15 protein-coding genes are annotated in these 16,602 nt (G+C 64.4%); 8 read left to right on the top strand and 7 right to left on the bottom strand.

Going from position 1 to position 16,602, the window contains the following annotated elements; genetic code table 11:
• Nucleotide 1: 1 nt before the first annotated feature.
• Nucleotides 2–985 (bottom strand): TIM barrel protein, encoded by a 984-nt coding sequence (locus tag AC3CCE_RS29660; RefSeq protein ID WP_352625835.1) that lies wholly within the window; start codon nucleotides 983–985, stop codon nucleotides 2–4.
• A gap of 238 nt (nucleotides 986–1,223) precedes the next feature.
• Between AC3CCE_RS29660 and AC3CCE_RS29655 the strand changes: the two genes are divergently transcribed.
• Genes AC3CCE_RS29655 through AC3CCE_RS29630 form a run of 6 tightly spaced genes read left to right on the top strand, consistent with a single transcriptional unit; the run spans nucleotide 1,224 to nucleotide 7,110 of the window.
• Entirely contained in the window at nucleotides 1,224–1,826 is a 603-nt protein-coding gene (locus AC3CCE_RS29655; RefSeq protein WP_352625834.1) for a CDP-alcohol phosphatidyltransferase family protein, read from the top strand.
• 41 nt (nucleotides 1,827–1,867) lie between these two features.
• On the top strand, nucleotides 1,868–3,649 hold the full coding sequence (locus tag AC3CCE_RS29650) for a bifunctional alpha/beta hydrolase/class I SAM-dependent methyltransferase (RefSeq protein ID WP_488377248.1): 1,782 nt from the start codon (nucleotides 1,868–1,870) through the stop codon (nucleotides 3,647–3,649).
• Between the two features lie 4 nt (nucleotides 3,650–3,653).
• Nucleotides 3,654–5,024 carry a phosphatase PAP2/dual specificity phosphatase family protein gene (locus AC3CCE_RS29645; RefSeq protein ID WP_352625833.1) on the top strand — a complete coding sequence of 457 codons (1,371 nt, stop codon included), beginning with the start codon at nucleotides 3,654–3,656 and terminating at the stop codon, nucleotides 5,022–5,024.
• 10 nt (nucleotides 5,025–5,034) lie between these two features.
• The gene (locus tag AC3CCE_RS29640) at nucleotides 5,035–5,469 is read left to right on the top strand and encodes a hypothetical protein (RefSeq protein ID WP_023751873.1); all 435 of its coding nucleotides are present in this window, start codon (nucleotides 5,035–5,037) and stop codon (nucleotides 5,467–5,469) included.
• 3 nt (nucleotides 5,470–5,472) lie between these two features.
• Nucleotides 5,473–6,141 (top strand): lysophospholipid acyltransferase family protein, encoded by a 669-nt coding sequence (locus AC3CCE_RS29635; RefSeq protein WP_352625832.1) that lies wholly within the window; start codon nucleotides 5,473–5,475, stop codon nucleotides 6,139–6,141.
• A gap of 39 nt (nucleotides 6,142–6,180) precedes the next feature.
• Nucleotides 6,181–7,110: a phosphatidate cytidylyltransferase gene (locus AC3CCE_RS29630; protein ID WP_031201228.1), complete on the top strand. Its 930-nt coding sequence runs from the start codon at nucleotides 6,181–6,183 to the stop codon at nucleotides 7,108–7,110.
• Between the two features lie 10 nt (nucleotides 7,111–7,120).
• On the opposite strand, the gene AC3CCE_RS29625 is transcribed toward AC3CCE_RS29630, so the two are convergent.
• The 6 genes from AC3CCE_RS29625 to AC3CCE_RS29600 all read right to left on the bottom strand — a co-directional run bounded on the left by AC3CCE_RS29625 (nucleotide 7,121) and on the right by AC3CCE_RS29600 (nucleotide 14,043).
• Nucleotides 7,121–8,728 (bottom strand): FGGY-family carbohydrate kinase, encoded by a 1,608-nt coding sequence (locus AC3CCE_RS29625; RefSeq protein ID WP_352625831.1) that lies wholly within the window; start codon nucleotides 8,726–8,728, stop codon nucleotides 7,121–7,123.
• Nucleotides 8,729–8,875: 147 nt separating this feature from the next.
• Complete coding sequence (locus AC3CCE_RS29620) at nucleotides 8,876–9,604, bottom strand: SDR family oxidoreductase (RefSeq protein ID WP_352625830.1); 729 nt, start codon at nucleotides 9,602–9,604, stop codon at nucleotides 8,876–8,878.
• 27 nt (nucleotides 9,605–9,631) lie between these two features.
• Nucleotides 9,632–10,891 carry a sugar ABC transporter permease gene (locus AC3CCE_RS29615; protein ID WP_023821252.1) on the bottom strand — a complete coding sequence of 420 codons (1,260 nt, stop codon included), beginning with the start codon at nucleotides 10,889–10,891 and terminating at the stop codon, nucleotides 9,632–9,634.
• Nucleotides 10,888–11,712 carry an ATP-binding cassette domain-containing protein gene (locus tag AC3CCE_RS29610; RefSeq protein ID WP_023688990.1) on the bottom strand — a complete coding sequence of 275 codons (825 nt, stop codon included), beginning with the start codon at nucleotides 11,710–11,712 and terminating at the stop codon, nucleotides 10,888–10,890. Before AC3CCE_RS29610 ends, AC3CCE_RS29615 begins: the two co-directional genes overlap by 4 nt.
• A 152-nt stretch (nucleotides 11,713–11,864) precedes the next feature.
• Complete coding sequence (locus AC3CCE_RS29605; protein ID WP_023672498.1) at nucleotides 11,865–12,929, bottom strand: ABC transporter substrate-binding protein; 1,065 nt, start codon at nucleotides 12,927–12,929, stop codon at nucleotides 11,865–11,867.
• A 229-nt stretch (nucleotides 12,930–13,158) separates the two neighbouring features.
• A complete protein-coding gene (locus tag AC3CCE_RS29600) occupies nucleotides 13,159–14,043 on the bottom strand; it encodes an AraC family transcriptional regulator (RefSeq protein WP_023672497.1) in 885 nt (294 codons plus the stop codon).
• Nucleotides 14,044–14,352: 309 nt separating this feature from the next.
• On the opposite strand from AC3CCE_RS29600, the gene AC3CCE_RS29595 reads away from it, so the two are divergent.
• Nucleotides 14,353–15,414 carry a maleylacetate reductase gene (locus tag AC3CCE_RS29595; protein ID WP_352625829.1) on the top strand — a complete coding sequence of 354 codons (1,062 nt, stop codon included), beginning with the start codon at nucleotides 14,353–14,355 and terminating at the stop codon, nucleotides 15,412–15,414.
• Nucleotides 15,415–15,714: 300 nt separating this feature from the next.
• The gene (locus AC3CCE_RS29590; protein WP_023712495.1) at nucleotides 15,715–16,596 is read left to right on the top strand and encodes a metal ABC transporter solute-binding protein, Zn/Mn family; all 882 of its coding nucleotides are present in this window, start codon (nucleotides 15,715–15,717) and stop codon (nucleotides 16,594–16,596) included.
• The last annotated feature ends 6 nt before the right edge of the window (nucleotides 16,597–16,602 follow it).

The raw sequence follows: 16,602 nt of genomic DNA, 5'->3' as shown, positions 1-16,602 counted from the left end.
GTCACGACCCGAGCATGGCTTCCTGGACGATAGCCTGCGACGTCACGGCGTCCTGGCTGTCCATGGCGGCGGACAGGCGGTTATCCTTCTCCAGCCGGTCGACAACGCGCAGCAGGCGCTTGACGGTGGCGATGTTGACTTCGCATTCGCGCACCGGATCGAGCCCGGTCATGTCGGGGAAGGTGTCGAAGTAGATGGCGCCGGCGTAGCCGTCGCGGCGGATCTGGCGCAGCAGTTCGATGGTCTGCAGCGTGTGCACCGCGCCGACCATCAGGCCGTCGTCGCGCTTGGCATAGCCATCGTTGAGATGGACGCCGAGCAGCTTGCTGTGGCGAGCGATCAGCGCCGCGGCGAAAGCCGGCTGTTCGTCGGCATAGAGCACATGGGCGAAATCAAGCGTGACGCCGAGATTGGGTAGGCCGACCTCGCGGATCGCCAGCAAGGTGGTCGCGGCATCCGGCATCAGCGAGTAGGAGCGCGGTTCGTTAGGCTTGTACTCCAGGCTGATCTGGCAGCCGGGATCATGCGCGGCAACTTCACGAATCCCCTCGATTTCGTGCTGCCAGAGCGTCGCATAGTCAGTTTGAAATGCATAGTCGAAGCCATCCTGGCCCAGCCACAGCGTCATCAGACTGGCGCCGGCCGCGCGCACCGCATCGATACCGGCCTTGGTCAAGTCGATGGCTTCGCGGCGCACCGCCGGGTCCGGATTGGTGAAGGCGCCGAGCTTGAAGGCCGGATTGGAGTAGTAACGCATGGCAAAGCCATTGATGGAAAGCCCGAGACCGCCGAGCTTTCGGGCGATTTCAGCCGGCTTTTCACTGACATGGTCGGGGAAATTAAGATCAAGATCGGTCAACCCGTCGACCTTGGCCGCGCGAGTGGCCATCTGCAGCATGGACGGCTTGCCGGTGAGATCAGGCCATTCGGCTTGCGGCCGCGAGGCGAAGGAATTCAGGCGGGTGGCGAAGCGACTGTTTGTCATGATCGACCTTTCAGTGATTTACTTCACATAAGTACGAATATTTGTAAAGCTCTCCTTTGCGAGGCGGTTTGTAGCGCGCAACATCCTGCTTGGCCGAGATCTTCGGCTGCGCCTCTGCATCCATGCCGGGAGTTTCGAGTCCCGCAACGGTGCGGATGCTGGTGCGAGCCCTTGCGCCCTGCCTGCCGATTGACCAATCTCGCCGACACTGTCATGAGCCGCGGTTGGGGGATCGCACATGCCAACGCTTTATCAACTGAAACCGGCCTTTCAGGCCAGGCTGCGGCCGCTGGCCGACCGGCTGGCCGATGCCGGCGTCACCGCCAACCAGATCACGCTTCTCGCCGCCGCGCTCTCCATCGCCACCGGCCTGGTGGTCGCGGCCTTTGCCTTCCATCCCCTGGTTTTCCTCTTGATGCCGGTGGTGCTGTTCGTGCGCATGGCGCTCAACGCCATTGACGGGATGCTGGCCAGGGAACATGGGCAAGCATCAAAACTCGGCATGTATCTCAACGAACTCTGCGACGTGGTCTCGGACTTGGCGCTGATCCTGGCCTTTGCCACCTTGTTCCCGGCCTGGAGTGTCGTCGCCTTCGCTATTACCGCCATGCTGGTCGAGTTCGCCGGCGTGCTTGGCGTTGCCGCAGGCAGCGGGCGCAACTATGCCGGGCCGTTCGGCAAGAGCGACCGGGCCCTGGCGCTCGGCGTCATCGCCTTCCTCATCGCCTGCGGCCTGTGGTTCCAAGCGATTGTGCCCTTTGTGTTTCCGGTCATGGCTACACTGTCAGTCGTAACCGCCATCAACCGGATACGCGGCGGCCTTAGAGCGGGCGGCGCATGATGCCAAAGCGTCAGGCGCCCGACCGCCAGAGGGAAACCATGATCCACCAGACCATTGCAGCCGGAGCACCGGCAAGCCTCGAGCGCATCGCGCTGGAGCGCACGTTCAAGAGCCATGACGGCACCGAGATCTTCTACCGCTACTGGCCGGCCGCCGGGTCGACGCCAAAGGGTGCGATCCTTCTGTTCCATCGCGGCCACGAGCATGGCGGCCGCATGGCGCATCTGGTCGACGAACTCGCCATGCCCGACCATGCCTTCTACGCCTGGGACGTGCGCGGCAATGGCCGCTCGGCCGGCGAGCGCGGCTATGCGCCATCCTTTGCCGCCCTGGTTCGTGACATCGACTGCCTGGTGCGTGAGATCGGCCGGGATGGTTTTGGCCAGCGCGACATCGCGCTGATCGCGCAGTCGTTCGGCGCCGTGCTGGCTGCTGCCTGGGTGCATGACTATGCGCCCGACATCCGCGCGCTGGTGGTGGCTTCACCGGCCTTTTCGGTCAAGCTCTACGTGCCCTTCGCCAAAGAGGGCATTGCGCTGTGGCAGAAGCTCAAGGGCCGCTTCTTCGTCAATTCCTACGTCAAGGCGAAGTTCCTGACGCATGATGCCGAGCGCATCGCTTCCTTCGACGCCGATCCGCTGATCACGCGACCGATCGCCTCCAACATCCTGGTCGAGCTTTACGACCACGCTGCCCGCATCGTCTCGGACGCGCGCGCCATCACCGTGCCGACGCAGCTCTTGATCTCCGGCAGCGATTGGGTGGTGCGGCATGGACCGCAGCACGAGTTCTTCGTCAATCTCGGCAGCAGCGCCAAGGAGCGGCATGTGCTGCCCGGCTTCTTCCACGACACGCTGGGCGAGCGCGATCGCAAGCAGGCGCTGGACCTGATCCGGCCATTCCTCGAAAAGCAATTTGCCACGCCGGAGAAAACCATCGACTTGCTTCAGGCCGACCGCGCCGGCTACACCCGCGACGAGGCCGAGAGGCTGGCCTCGCCGCTGGCGCTGCTGTCGCCAAAGGGTATCTACTGGGCGATAAGCCGCGCCTCGATCGGCATCGGCGCCTGGCTGTCTTCGGGCATGAAGATTGGCATCGCCACCGGCTTCGATTCCGGCTCGACGCTCGACTATGTCTACGAGAACGACGCGCGCGGCATCGGCTTCATCGGCCGCATGATCGACCGCACCTTCCTCGACGCCATCGGCTGGCGCGGCATCCGCCAGCGCAAGCTGCATCTGGAAGAGCTGATCGGCAACGCCGCCGCCAGCCTGAAGGCAGCCGGCCGTCCCGTCCACATGCTCGACATCGCCGCCGGTCACGGCCGTTATGTGCTCGATGCCGTCGCAAAATGCACTGAACCGCCGGCAAGCGTGCGGCTGCAGGATTATTCCGAGCTCAATGTCGGGTTGGGTTCGAAGCTGATCGCCGAGCGGCAGCTGCCGACCAGCGTCACCTTCCATCAGGCCGACGCCTTCGATGCCGACATGCTGGCCGGGCAAAAGCCGGCGCCGGACCTCGCCATCGTCTCCGGGCTCTACGAATTGTTCGCCGACAATGCACTGATTTCCCGTTCGCTCGGTGGACTGGCGAGCGCCATGCAGCCCGGCAACCTGCTCGTCTACACCAATCAGCCATGGCATCCGCAGCTGGAGATGATCGCGCGCAGCCTGACCTCGCATCGCGGCGGCCAGGCCTGGGTGATGCGGCGGCGCACGCAAGGCGAGATGGACCAGTTAGTGAGGGCGGCCGGTTTCGAGAAGATCGACCAGCGCATCGACCAATGGGGCATCTTCACCGTCTCGGTCGCACGGCGCGTCTGAGACCATGGCCCTGCCTGTCACTGACCCTGCCCCGGCGCGGGAACCCTATTTGGGCATCGTGCTGAGGGCCGCCCTTTGGCTGGTCCTGCTGGCGCCGTTCTTCTACGCGACCTACGGCTTTGCCAACTGGCTGGCATCGCGGCGCGACCATGTCGGCAGCATCGTCTACGCTTGGGAGCACGCCGTCCCGCTCGTCGCCTGGACGATCGTGCCCTACTGGTCGATCAATCTGTTCTACGGCCTATCGCTGTTGCTCAACACGACCAGGCGCGGCGTCGACCGGCTCGCCGGCCGCTATCTCTCGGCGCAGATCATTGCCGTCGCCTGCTTCATCGCGTTCCCGCTGACGGCGACCTTCGTGCGGCCGGCAACCACCGGCCTGCCGGGCTTCCTGTTTGCGGTGCTCGGCGGCTTCGACAAACCGTTCAACCAGGCGCCGTCCCTGCACATCGCGCTGCTGGTGATCATTTGGGACCATTGGCGTCACGTTCTGGCACGTCACCGTCTCGGCGGCATTCTCCGCCCCGTCTGGCACGTCTGGTGTTTTCTCATCGGCGCCTCGGTGCTGACGACCTGGCAGCATCATTTCATCGACATTCCGACCGGCGCCCTGCTCGGCCTGTTTGCGCTGTGGCTGTTTCCGTCCAAGGGCGAGCTGCCATTCTGGGGTTTTCGGTTGACCGCCGACCCAAGGGCGCGGCGGCTGGCGTGTTATTACGGGCTGGGGGCGGCCCTTGCCCTGGCCGGCGCTGCCGAGGGCGCGTTGGTCTCCGCCGATTTTCTCATCCTGTTGTGGCCGGCATTGGCGCTGGCCATCGTCGCCTTCGCCTATGCTGGGGCCGGGGCCAAAGTGTTCCAGAAGGCAGCCGATGGTAGCGTCTCACTGGCCAAACGTATCCTGCTCCTGCCCTATCGGCTTGGCGCCCGGATCAATGTGTGGGTATGGACCCGCCAACTGGCGCCGCAAGCGGAGATCACCGACGGTGTTTTCCTCGGCCGGTTTCCGAGTGCCGACGAGGCCAACCGCTTCGGCACAGTGATCGACCTTGCCGGCGAGATGGAACGGCCGCGCGGCGTGACCTGCCGCTGGATCAGCTACGCGATGCTCGACCTCGTGGCGCCGCCTCACGACAGGCTGGAGCGGGCCGTGGCGGCGATCGAGCTGGCGCGCCGGCGCGGCACCGTTCTGGTCTGCTGCGCGCTCGGCTTTCAGCGCAGTGCAGCCGTCGTCGCCGACTGGCTGGTTGTGACCGGACGCTCGCACACAGATGCACAGGCGCGCAAGAAACTCGCCGCGTCGGGCAGGCCCGTGCACCTTCAGATCGGGCTGGATGAACCGGGGCTGGAAGAACCGGGGCTGGAAGAACCGACATGAGTTGGCCGGCATGAGTGGCGACAATTTTCCCGAGAAGGCCGAAATATTCGCCGCCGGGCTGATGGTGCAGGCGGTGTGGCCGATCCTGCTGGTGGTCGCGGCTGTGATGGCAGCGCCGGTCATCGGCCTGGTGGCCGGACCGCAGACGACAGCGCTGTCGGCGGCGGCCTGGCTGGTCGCGGCGGCGAGCGCCGTGGCCACGCTGGCACTTTCGGCCTTGCTTTTGTTCGATGCGCTGCTGTTCCGGCTGATGGCAAGCCACGCCAGCGAGGCCGCCGGGGGTGCCGCGGTCGACGATGTGCTGACGCGCATGCGCCTGAAGCCCACCGCTGCCGGCGGCCGCTCGCTTGACCGTCGCATTGCAGGCACGCGCCGCCTGCTGACAAGGCAGCGCATAGCACTCGCCATGTTTGCTGCGGCATCCCTTTTCGCAGCGTTTGTTTGAGCCATGACAAAGCTCCACCTTCGCGCCAACACCTTCACCTTGCTGCAGACGGTGACCTCGGTCGGCCTGTCGGCGGCGGCCTGGGTGGTGACCGGCGTCAGGCCAATCTGGAACGGCAGCCAGCCGTCGGAGCGGCAGCGCATCTACTTCGCCAACCATGCCAGCCATGGTGATTTCATCCTGCTGTCGGCCTGTCTGAGCGAGAAGGTGCGCGCCCGCACCCATGCGATCGCGGCGGCCGAATATTGGAGCAAGTCGCGGCTGCGCCGCTTCATCGCGCAGGACATGCTGTCGTCCGTGCTCATCCACCGGCAGTGGACCGACGAAACGCAACACCCGATCTCGATCATGCTGTCGGTGCTCGACGACGGCCACTCGCTGATCCTGTTTCCCGAAGGCACTCGCAACACGACGGAGGCGGATCTGCTGCCGTTCCGCTCCGGCCTCTACAATTTGTCGATGGCGCGGCCGGATGTCGAACTCATCCCGTGCTGGATCGAGAACATGTCGCGCGTGCTGCCCAAGGGCCAGTTCCTACCGGTGCCGCTTTTGTGCCGCGTCGTCTTCGGTCCGCCGGTGGCGATCGCGCCCGGCGAAGAACGCCGCACCTTCCTCGAGCGCGCGCGCCAGACGCTGCTGTCGCTCAACCCGCGTCCCGATCGGGACCACTAGCATGACCAGGCAAAGAGACTTCGTATGACACTGCCGCCAATGCATGAAACCGTCATCCTGCTGGCCGGCCTGATCTGCGTGCTGACCATGGCGAGCATCGTTGCCGGTATCCTCTCATGGCGGGCGCCGAAGCCGCTGCCCTCGACGCTCGTCAACTTGAACCAGCGCATCAACGCCTGGTGGGTGATGGTGCTGGCGATCACCGTCGCCTTCTTCTTCGGCCGCACCGGCATGACCATCCTGTTTGCGCTGATCTCGTTTGCCGCGCTGCGCGAGTTCGTGACGCTGACGCACAGCCGGCGCAGCGACCACTGGGTGCTGCTCGGCATGTTCGGCATCATCATTCCCTTCCAGTACTGGCTGGTGTGGACCGCCTGGTACGGGCTGTTCACCATCTTCATCCCCGTCTACTGCTTCCTCTTGATGCCGGCGATCACCGCGCTCAACGGCGACACCGAGCGCTTCCTCGAGCGCGTGTCCGCGCAGCAATGGGCGGTCATGATCTCGGTCTACTGCGTCAGCCATGTGCCGGCGCTGCTGACGCTCAACGTGCCCGGTTTCGAGGGCCGCAACCTCCTGCTCATCGCCTTCCTGATCATCACCGTGCAAGGCAGCGACGTGCTGCAATACATTTTCGGCAAGCTGTTCGGCCGGCATTTTTTGTCGCCGTCCGTTTCGCCATCAAAGACTTGGGAAGGGCTGATCGGCGGGCTGGTGTCATCGAGCCTGCTCGGCGCGCTGCTGTCGTTCCTGACGCCGTTCTCGCCGCTCGCGGCGGCAGGCGTCGCCTTCATCGCCTGCCTGATGGGGTTCCTCGGCGGGCTGGTGGCGTCGGCGATCAAGCGCGACCAGGGCGTCAAGGACTGGGGTCACCTGATCGAGGGGCACGGCGGCATGATGGACCGCGCCGACAGCCTGGTCTTCGCCGCACCGGTGTTCTTCCACATCGTCCGCTATTTCTGGACGTGAGCGAAGCCGTTCAATCGCGGATGGCGCGGCCTGCCTGCTGCAGCAATTCGAAGGCGGCGAAGCGCTTGTCGTGCCAGGGCACGAGGTCGCCACCGGCCGGGCGATAGATGTCGCCGATGCGCGACATGCCGGTCATCGCCGCGATCACATCGGGATATTTTTGCGCCGCCACCGCCGCCAATATGGACGAGCCGAGCAGCACCGGTTCGGGCGAGGTCGAACCGGCGACGGTCAGGCCTGTGGTGTCGGCCAAAAGCTGACGTACCAGCTCGCTTTGCGCCGCACCGCCGCTGACGACGATAGTGTCGATGGCAATGCCTTTTTTGGCCATCGCCGCCAGGATCTGGCGAACGCCATAGCCGATGCCCAGCAGGCCGGCGACATAGAGCGCGACCAGACTGTCGAGGGACGTGTCCATGCCAAGCCCGGCGATCAAGGCCTTGGACTCGGGATCGGCGAAGGGCGAGCGGTTGCCGAGGAATTCCGGCACGACATGCAGTCCATCGGCCAGGTGCGCTACGGCGGACAGGTCGGCGGACTGCTTCGCCGCCTGCTGACCAAGCCAAGCGGTGAGGCCGAGACCTTCCGCCTTGGCTTTTGCGGATGCCTCAGCCGTGGCCGGATGGAAAGCGACGAGGTGGTCGATTGCAGCACCCGCCGCCGATTGCCCGCCTTCATTGAGCCAAAGCCCCGGCACCATCGAGGAAAAATACGGGCCCCAGACGCCGGGCACGAAGGCCGGCTCGCTGGTGCTGGCCATGGTGCAGGCCGAGGTGCCGAAAACATAGGCCATGCGCGACTGCAAGGTGCCGACGGAGCCCTGCCCGCCAACCGTGCCGACGCCGCCGGCATGGGCATCGATCAGGCCGGCCGCAACCGGCGTTCCCGGCAGCAGACCGAGATCGGCCGCGGCGGCCTCAGTGAGGCCTTGGGCAAGTGCCGTGCCACCCTCGACGATTTCGGTGCCGATGCGGGCAAAGCCTTCATCGGCGAGCGCGCCGAGGCCGATGGCACGGAAATAGGCATCGTCCCAGCGCCGCTCATGACCGAGATAGGTCCATTTGCTGGTCAGCGTGCAGATCGAGCGCGCTAGGCTGCCGGTTGAGCGCCAGGTCAGATAGTCGGTGAGGTCGAAGAAATGCTCGGCCGCATCGAAGGTGGCGGGCAGGTTCTCGCGCAGCCACAGCAGCTTCGGCGTTTCCATTTCCGGCGAGATGGTGCCGCCGACATAGTCGAGCACGGCGTGCTTGCCGGCATTGATGCGCTGCGCCTGATCGAGCGCTCGGTGATCCATCCAGACGATGATGTTGCGCTGGCTGTCGCCGGAACTGCCGACCGGCAACGGCGCGCCGTCCTTGCCGACCACGACCAGCGAACAGGTGGCGTCGAAGCCGATGCCGGCAATGTCGCGCCCAGCGAGCCCCGACTTCGTCACCGCCTCGCGCACGCTGGCGCAAACCGCGCGCCAGATGTCCTCGCTCGACTGTTCGGCGATTTCGCCGGGCTCGATGAACAGAGCGATGTCGCGCTTCGCCGAGGCAAGCATGGTGCCCTTATTGTCGAACACCCCCGCCCTGGCACTGCCAGTGCCGACGTCGATGCCGAGGAAGTGGGACATGGGGAACCTCAGAAGTTAGGCAGTAGGGAGTAGGGAGTAGGGAGTAGGGAGTAGGGAGTAGGCGAGATGGTCGGCAGTGAATGGTCAGTTGCAAGAGCCTCTCCCCATTCCCTACTGCCTGACGCCTAGCGCCTAACGCCTACTGCCTCACAAATCATTGCTCTGCGGCAGGATCACCAGATCCCTGATGGTGACGTTCCTTGGCCGCGTCAGCATGAACAGCACGGCTTCGGCGACCTCGACCGGTTGAATCAGGCCCCCCTTGGCCAGTTCATCCTCAAGCTTGTCCTTCGGCCAGTCGCTGATCAGCGCTGTCACCACCGGCCCCGGCTGCACCGCGCCGACGCGCAGGCCATGCGGGGCGACCTGGCGGCGCACCGTATGGACGAAGGCCTGCACGGCGTGTTTCGACGCTGTGTAGATCGGCTCCCAGACCACCGGCACCAGACCGGCGATCGAGGACGTCACGATGATGTCGCCGGTCTTGCGCTCGACCATATGCGGCAGTACGGCGTGCACCGAACGGAACACCGCATTGATGTTGAGGTTCAGCATGCGGTCCCAGGCATCGGGGTCGCCGTCGAGCACCGGGCCGCCGACATAGGCGCCTGCATTGGCGTGGAAGATGTCGAGTTGGCCAACCTTGTCCAGAATCTGCGGCATCATGGTGGCGACGCTGACCGGCTTCATCAGATCGATCACCAGCGGGATCGCATTGGGACCGAGTTCGGTGCAGACGCTCTTCAGCGCGTCTTCGGCGCGGTCAACGAGCACGACGCGGGCGCCCGCGGCAATCAGCGCCCTGGCGCATTCCAGGCCTATGCCCGACGCGGCGCCGGTGATCGCCGCGACTTTTCCACTCAAATCCTGAGCCATTCTTCTATCCTCGTATTCTCTGTTGGTTCAGGCGCGGCCGTGGGAAACCCGCGAGCGGCGTGCCAGGGAGTCGACGATGACCGCAATCGCCAGAACGGCGCCGGTGATCATGTAGCGAAGCGACGATGACAGATCGAGCAAGGTCAGCCCGCTGGCGATCGACTGGATGACGATGATGCCGAGCAACGCGGAATAGGCGCTGCCCCGGCCGCCAAACAGGCTGGTGCCGCCTATGACCGCCGCCGCAATGGCGTTGAGGTTGACGTCGCCGGTGCCGGCCTGCTGGCTGGCGGAGGCCAGCCGCGCCGCCGACAGCACGCCGCCGAGGGCGGCAAACATCGAGCACATGACGAAGGCGCTGAGGTAGATCGAGCGCACCTTGATGCCGGCGCGGCGCGCCGCTTCGCGGTTGCCGCCGACGGCGGTCATCGAGCGGCCCCATTGGGTGCGGGTCAGCGCATAGTTCATCGCCACCACCAGGCCGACGAACAGGCCGAACATCCACGGTATGCCGCGCGCCTGGTTGAGATAGCCGACGATCAGTTCGAGCAGGATGGTCAGGGCGGCGACGCGCACGATGAGGCCGCCGACCGACGGCGCCGACAAATTGACGGCCCGGCGGCGGCTGACGGTGCGCAGGCCGGTTATCAGCATGACGATGCCGGGCAATGCCGCCAGTGCATAGGACAGCCAGTCCGGCATGACCAGCAACTGGCCGAAATTCACCAGGTTCGAGCCATAGGGCAGATTGATCGAGCCGGTGGAGCCCAGAATATACAGTTGCAGGCCGAGCACGGCGAGCAGGCCGGCGAGCGTCGAGACGAAGCTTGGCATGCCGAGCCGGTTGAACAGCAAGGCATAGAGCGCGCCGATGAAACCGCCGACGGCAATCGCGGCGAGGATGGCGAGCGCCACCGGCCAGCCCTGGTTGACCCACAGCGTGCCCACCATGGCCGAGGCAAAGCCGCTGATCGAGCCGACCGACAGGTCGATCTCGCCGACCATCAGCACGCAGACGATGCCGAGCGCGATGACGCCGACGGTCGAGCAGTCGAACAGGAGATTGACCAGATTGCTCGACGAGACGAAGACCGGATTGAGGGCAGTGAACACGCTCCAGATGATGACCAGGCCGACGATGACCGGCAACGAGCCGAGGTCGCCGGAGCGGACGCGGTCGAAGAAGGCGCTGATGGCGCCACCGACGCCGGCCTGGTGCTTGACGCGGACGTCGCTGCGGTCGAGCGCCGTCGACGAAGAGGTGTCCTGCTTGGGCTCCGCGCTCATGGCCGCTGCTCCTGGTTGTGCGCTTGTTCGGCGGCCTTGCGCCGTTCGGCGCGGCGCGACACTGCATTGTTGGCGGCGCCGGTGATGGCGCTGACCAGTTCCTGGTTCGAGGCGTCGGGTTCGAAGACGCCGTTGTTGCGGCCAAGCCTGAGCACCACGATGCGATCGGCGACGGCGCGCACGTCCTCCATATTGTGACTGATCATCAGCACGCCGAGCCCACGCTCGCGCACCCGGTCGATGAGGTTCAGCACTTCCGCCGTCTGGGCGACGCCAAGCGCGGCGGTCGGCTCGTCGAGGAGGATGACCTTGGGGTCGAGCAGCAGCGAGCGGGCGATCGCCACGGTCTGGCGCTGGCCGCCGGAAAGCGAGGCGACCGCCTCGCGGACGCTTGGAATACGCGCCGACAATTCGTTGAGCAGCGTCCAGGCGCGAATTTCCATCGCCACCTCGTCCAGCCGCAGCGGGTTGATCTCCTTGCCGAGAAAGATGTTGGCGACGACGTCGAGGTTTTCGCACAACGCCAGATCCTGGAAAACGGTGGCGATGCCGAGCGTCAGCGCGGCACTCGGGTCAGGCATGGTCACCTGCCTGCCGCGGAAATTGATGGTCCCCGAGCTCGGCTGGTGGACGCCGGCCAGGATCTTGACCAGCGTCGACTTGCCGGCGCCATTGTCGCCGACCAGCGCCACCACCTCGCCGGCATGGACATCGAGATCGATATCGGTGAGCGCCGAAACGGCGCCGAAATTCTTCGAGATGCCGCGCAGGCTGAGCACCAGCTCGCCTGCCGAAACCGGTCCGTCAGAGATGTCAGACATGGTGGCAAACCTTTCCGGATGGGCGGTCAAGAGTGACTGCGAACTTCCGGCCACCGCAAGGGCGGCCGGAAAGCAGGATCAGGATTCTAGGTCATCGTTTTATGCATGTCGTTATCCCAAAACCGCTGCGCGATTTTGGGCGACCTGCATTGTCACTTTGTGATGCCGAGCTTCTTGCAGCCTTCGGCATAGCGGTCGACGCAGAGCTCTTCGGCGGTGTTGATCTTCTTGTCGATGATCTCGGCCTTGAGGTTTTCCTGCGTCACCACCGCCGGCGTGAACAGCTGCGATGGGGTGTCGTAAAGGGTCATTTCGGCCTTCGGCGTCTCGCCCGACAGAAGCTGGACGGCGACGTTGGCGGCAGCCGCCGCAACGATCTCGCTCGGCTTGGAGATGGTGTTGTACTGATCGCCGGCGATGATCAGCTGCAGTGCGGCGATCGTCGCGTCGTTGCCGGTCACCGGCGGCACCGGATCGACACCGGCGGCCTTGAAGGCGGCGATGGCGCCACCACCGGTGCCGTCATTGGCCGCAACGACTCCGACGATCTGCGTGGAGAAGCGGGTGATCTGGCCGCTTGCCCATTGCTGCGCCTTCGGCGGCGCCCATTCCGGCGTGTCGTATTCGGCAAGGATCTTGTAGCCGCTGTTGTCGAGGCTGGAATGGATGCCCTTCTTGATCAGCCCGGCGGCCGCGTCGGTCGGCGATCCGTTGATCTGCAGCAGGCCGCCGCTGGCGGGGTCGACCTTCAGCGCCTTGAGGTGTTCGACGAGCGAGTCGGCAATGGCCTTGCCGATGCCTTCATTGTTGAACGAGACGTAGAAGTCGGCAGGTGCAGTCGGGATCGGGCGATCATAGGCGATGACCTTGACGCCCTGGCTCTGCGCCAGCTTGACCAGCGAGGCGGCGGCGGTCGAGTCGACAGGGTCGAGCACGATCGCCTTGGCGCCTTGCGAGATCACCGAGTTGAACTGCTGCTGCTGGCGCGAGGCGTCGGCATCGGCGTTCTGGTAGATCACCTTGCAGCCGGGGCAGAGTTTTTTCATCTCGGCGACGAAGCCGGGATAGTCGTGCTGCTCGTAGCGCGTCGAGGCTTGGTCGGGCATCAAGAAGGCGACCGTGGCGTCGGTAACCGGGGCAGCAAAGGCAGCGGTGCCGCCAAGAAGAGAAAGAGTGAGCGCGATGGCTCCCGTCGATTTCCAGGCAAATCTGGTCATTTCGATAGCTCCGTTTCAAGGAATGGTTTCATGAAGCCCTGGACACCACATGGCGCCGGGCCTTGACTGCAGTCGGGCTGTTGCGAGGAACAACGGAGCACTTGATCCGTGCTGCGCATCCTCTTGATATCTCTGGATTTCGGGACAAGCGATCTCCAGCACGGGGCGCCTCCAACGCACCCCGCGTTCTTACCTCAGTAAACGTCTAGGCTCCTCCCGGTCCTCCCTGTTAGGCGGCAATCTCCGCGCTGATGTTTTCCGCCAGCAGGGCCCTGAAGCGCGAAGGCGACATGCCTTTCTGGGTCAGGAACTGGCGGTTGAAATTCGAGATGTTGTTGTAGCCGGCGGCGTAGCAGATCTCGGTGATCGGCATGTCGGCCTCGCTCATCAGCAACTGGCAGGCAAGGTTGATGCGCAGCCGGTTGACGTACTGCACCAGCGCCATGCCGGTATGACGGCGGAAGCTGCGCGAAAACGCGCTCGGGCTGCGCCCGGCAATCGCCGCCAGATCGCTTTCGCTGAACGGCTCGGTCAGGTTGGCGTTGATATAGGCAAGCGCCTTGTTGACGCCGGCCGACATGAAGCCTGAGGGATCTGGCAGATAGCTGGCGCTGGTGAGCGTCCGCACATCGGCGGCGCGGCTCAGAATATCGATCAGTTCCATGAACAAAGCGATGCGGCGAACGCCTTGCGCTTCGACCAGTTCGGCCAGCACAGGTGCGGCGAGCTTGGCGGTAGCGGTGGAGAACAGCGCGCCGCGGCGGCTGAGCTCGAGAATGTTTTCACAACCGGCAAGTTCCGGCAACGCGGCGGTGGCGTCGGCAATGAACTCTTGCGAGAACTGCACGACGCGGCCGCGCAGCGGCACGCTGGCGCCTGCCGGCACGTCGCTGACCCAGTTGTGCGGCAGGTTCGGGCCGGTGAGCACGAGGTTGCCGGGCTCGAACTCGCCGATGAAGTCACCGACGAAATAATGGCCCGTGGTGGCGACGACGTGATGGATTTCGTATTCGGGGTGGAAGTGCCAGCGCACCGTGTGGAAGGGGTAGCCGTGGGCCCAGGCCTTGAACGACTCGCCGCGTCTGATCTGGACGACTTCCAAGTCCGGATTCATGTCAGTTCCTCCCGGCGCCGGTCCGGTCATGCGACCAGTTGCAGTGCCATCTCCCGCAGGCCGCGTTTGCCGCTCTCTGCAGTGATCGAAGCTTAGGCGGCAATTCATGCAGCCGCCACCACGGTGTGTCCACCTCACTGATACTTTTTTGACGTTTTTGTGGTCAAGGCGATACGTTTGCGAGTACGCGGGAGAGATCAGGCCCCGCTTGCGAGACGGTGACGACGCAAACGATGTCGCCGGCGGCGAGAGCTGGTCGCTCGATTTCGGCTCCGTCACAGTGACAATATGCAAAGGGAGCGGATCGGCATGACAAGGACGTTCACCTACTCCGGCAGCCCTGCGCATATTGTCTTCGGCAATGGCGCGTCGTCCGAGGTGGGCACCTGGATCGAAAAACTCGGCTGCAAGCGCGCGCTGGTGCTGTCGACGCCGCATCGGGCTGCCGACGGCGAGGCGCTTGCCAAGTCCCTCGGCGCGCTGGCGGCCGGCATCTTTTCGGGCGCCGCCATGCACACGCCGGTCGAGGTAACCCAAACGGCAATGGCCAAGGCAACCGAGGTCAAGGCTGACTGCGTTGTCGCGCTTGGCGGCGGCTCGACCACCGGTCTCGGCAAGGCGATCGCCTGGCGCACCGACCTGCCGCAGATCGTCATCCCGACCACCTATGCCGGCTCGGAGGTGACGCCGATCCTCGGTCAGACCGAGAACGGCGAAAAAACCACAATGCGTGACGCAAGGATCCTGCCGGAAGTGGTGATCTACGATCCAGAGCTGACCGTCGGCCTGCCGATAGCGATGAGCGTCGCGTCAGGACTCAACGCCATGGCGCACGCGGCCGAAGCGCTTTACGCGCAGGATCGCAATCCGATTTCCACCCTGATGGCGAAAGAAGGATTGCACGCCATGACGGCGGCGCTGCCAGTGTTGACCAAGGAGCCTGGAAATATCGATGCACGCGGCGATGCGCTTTACGGCGCCTGGCTGTGCGGTACGGTGCTCGGCGCCGTCGGCATGGCGCTGCATCACAAGATCTGTCATACGCTCGGCGGCTCTTTCGACATGCCGCATGCCGAGACGCATGCGGTGATGTTGCCGCACACGATCGGCTTCAACGCCGTCGCGGTGCCCGACTTGTTGAAGCCGGTCGCCGACTTGTTTGGCGGCAGCGCCGGTAGCGGTCTCCAGGATTTCGCCAAGGCGATCGGCGCGCCCCTTACATTGAAAGAACTCGGCCTCAAGCAGGCCGATCTCGACCGCGCCGCTGAGATTGCGACCAGGAACCCATACTGGAATCCGCGGCCTTTCGACCGCGCCGCAATCCGCGCCCTGTTGCAGGACGCGTGGGAGGGAAGGCGCCCGCAAAACTGACGGCAACAAGCAAGGAACTTACCCGCCGCGAATTCATCAGGATACCGCCACGACGGTGTGCTCGCGGCGGCCTCGCGGTGCCGGCGATCGCCTGCCCTTTCGCATATAGCCGACACGCATGAGTGGCTCCGCCTGATCGGCGCAGGCCGCTCACGGTTTGTGCGCGTGAAAAACTGCGCGGCTCGAAAAGCCCATTGACATCAGCCGTATTTTCGACGCAAACGTTATATTGTTACTGTTATACAGTTACACAGCCCGCCTCTCCGGCGACATACATTTCAGACTGCAAGGAGACCACGGATGCGTCGCATTCCCTTTCTCGCCGCGCTGCTCGTCGCGGTGCCGCTTTTGACCGGCACGGCTGCCCGCGCCGAAGACAAGCTGACCATCGTGGCGGCCGAGAATTTCTATGGCGACCTTGCCCGCCAGATCGGCGGCAGCAACGTCACCGTCACCAGCATCCTGGCCAATCCCGATGACGATCCGCATCTGTTCGAGACCAGCCCGTCGACGGCGCGCACCATCGCCGACGCCAAGATCGTCATCTATAACGGCGCCGACTACGATCCGTGGATGGACAAGCTGCTGTCGGCCTCGACAGCCAAGGATCGCACGACCATCGTCGCCGCCGACCTGATCGGCAAGAAGTCGGGCGACAACCCGCATCTGTGGTACGACCCGGCGACGCTGCCGGCCATCGCCAAGGCGCTGAGCGCCGACCTTGCCAAGCGCGATCCGGCCAATGCCGTGTATTATGAGACGAACCTGAAGGCATTCCAGACCTCGCTCGAGGCCATTGACAAGGAAATCACCGACGTCAAGAACACCTATGCCGGCACCGAGGTGACGGCTACCGAGCCGGTCTTCGGCTACATGGCGGAAGCGCTCGGTCTCAAGATGCTGAACTACGATTTCCAGGTGGCCTTGATGAACGATGCGGAGCCGAGCGCCACGCAGGTGGCGGCGTTCGAAAACAGCCTGAAGGACGGCTCGGCCAAGATCCTGTTCTACAATTCGCAGGTGACCGACGAGGCAACGACAAGGCTGCTCGACATCGCCAAGCAGAACAAGGTCACGGTCATCGGCGTCACCGAGACGGAACCGGCGGGCCAGACGATCCAGACCTGGTTCGGCGGCCAGATCGACGCGGTCCAGAAGGCGCTCGCCGCCCGCACACAATGAATGTGA

The organism is Mesorhizobium sp. P160187 (assembly GCF_057766425.1).
The sequence above is the reverse complement of the archived record's forward strand: the minus strand, read 5'-3'. Positions and strand labels throughout refer to the sequence as shown.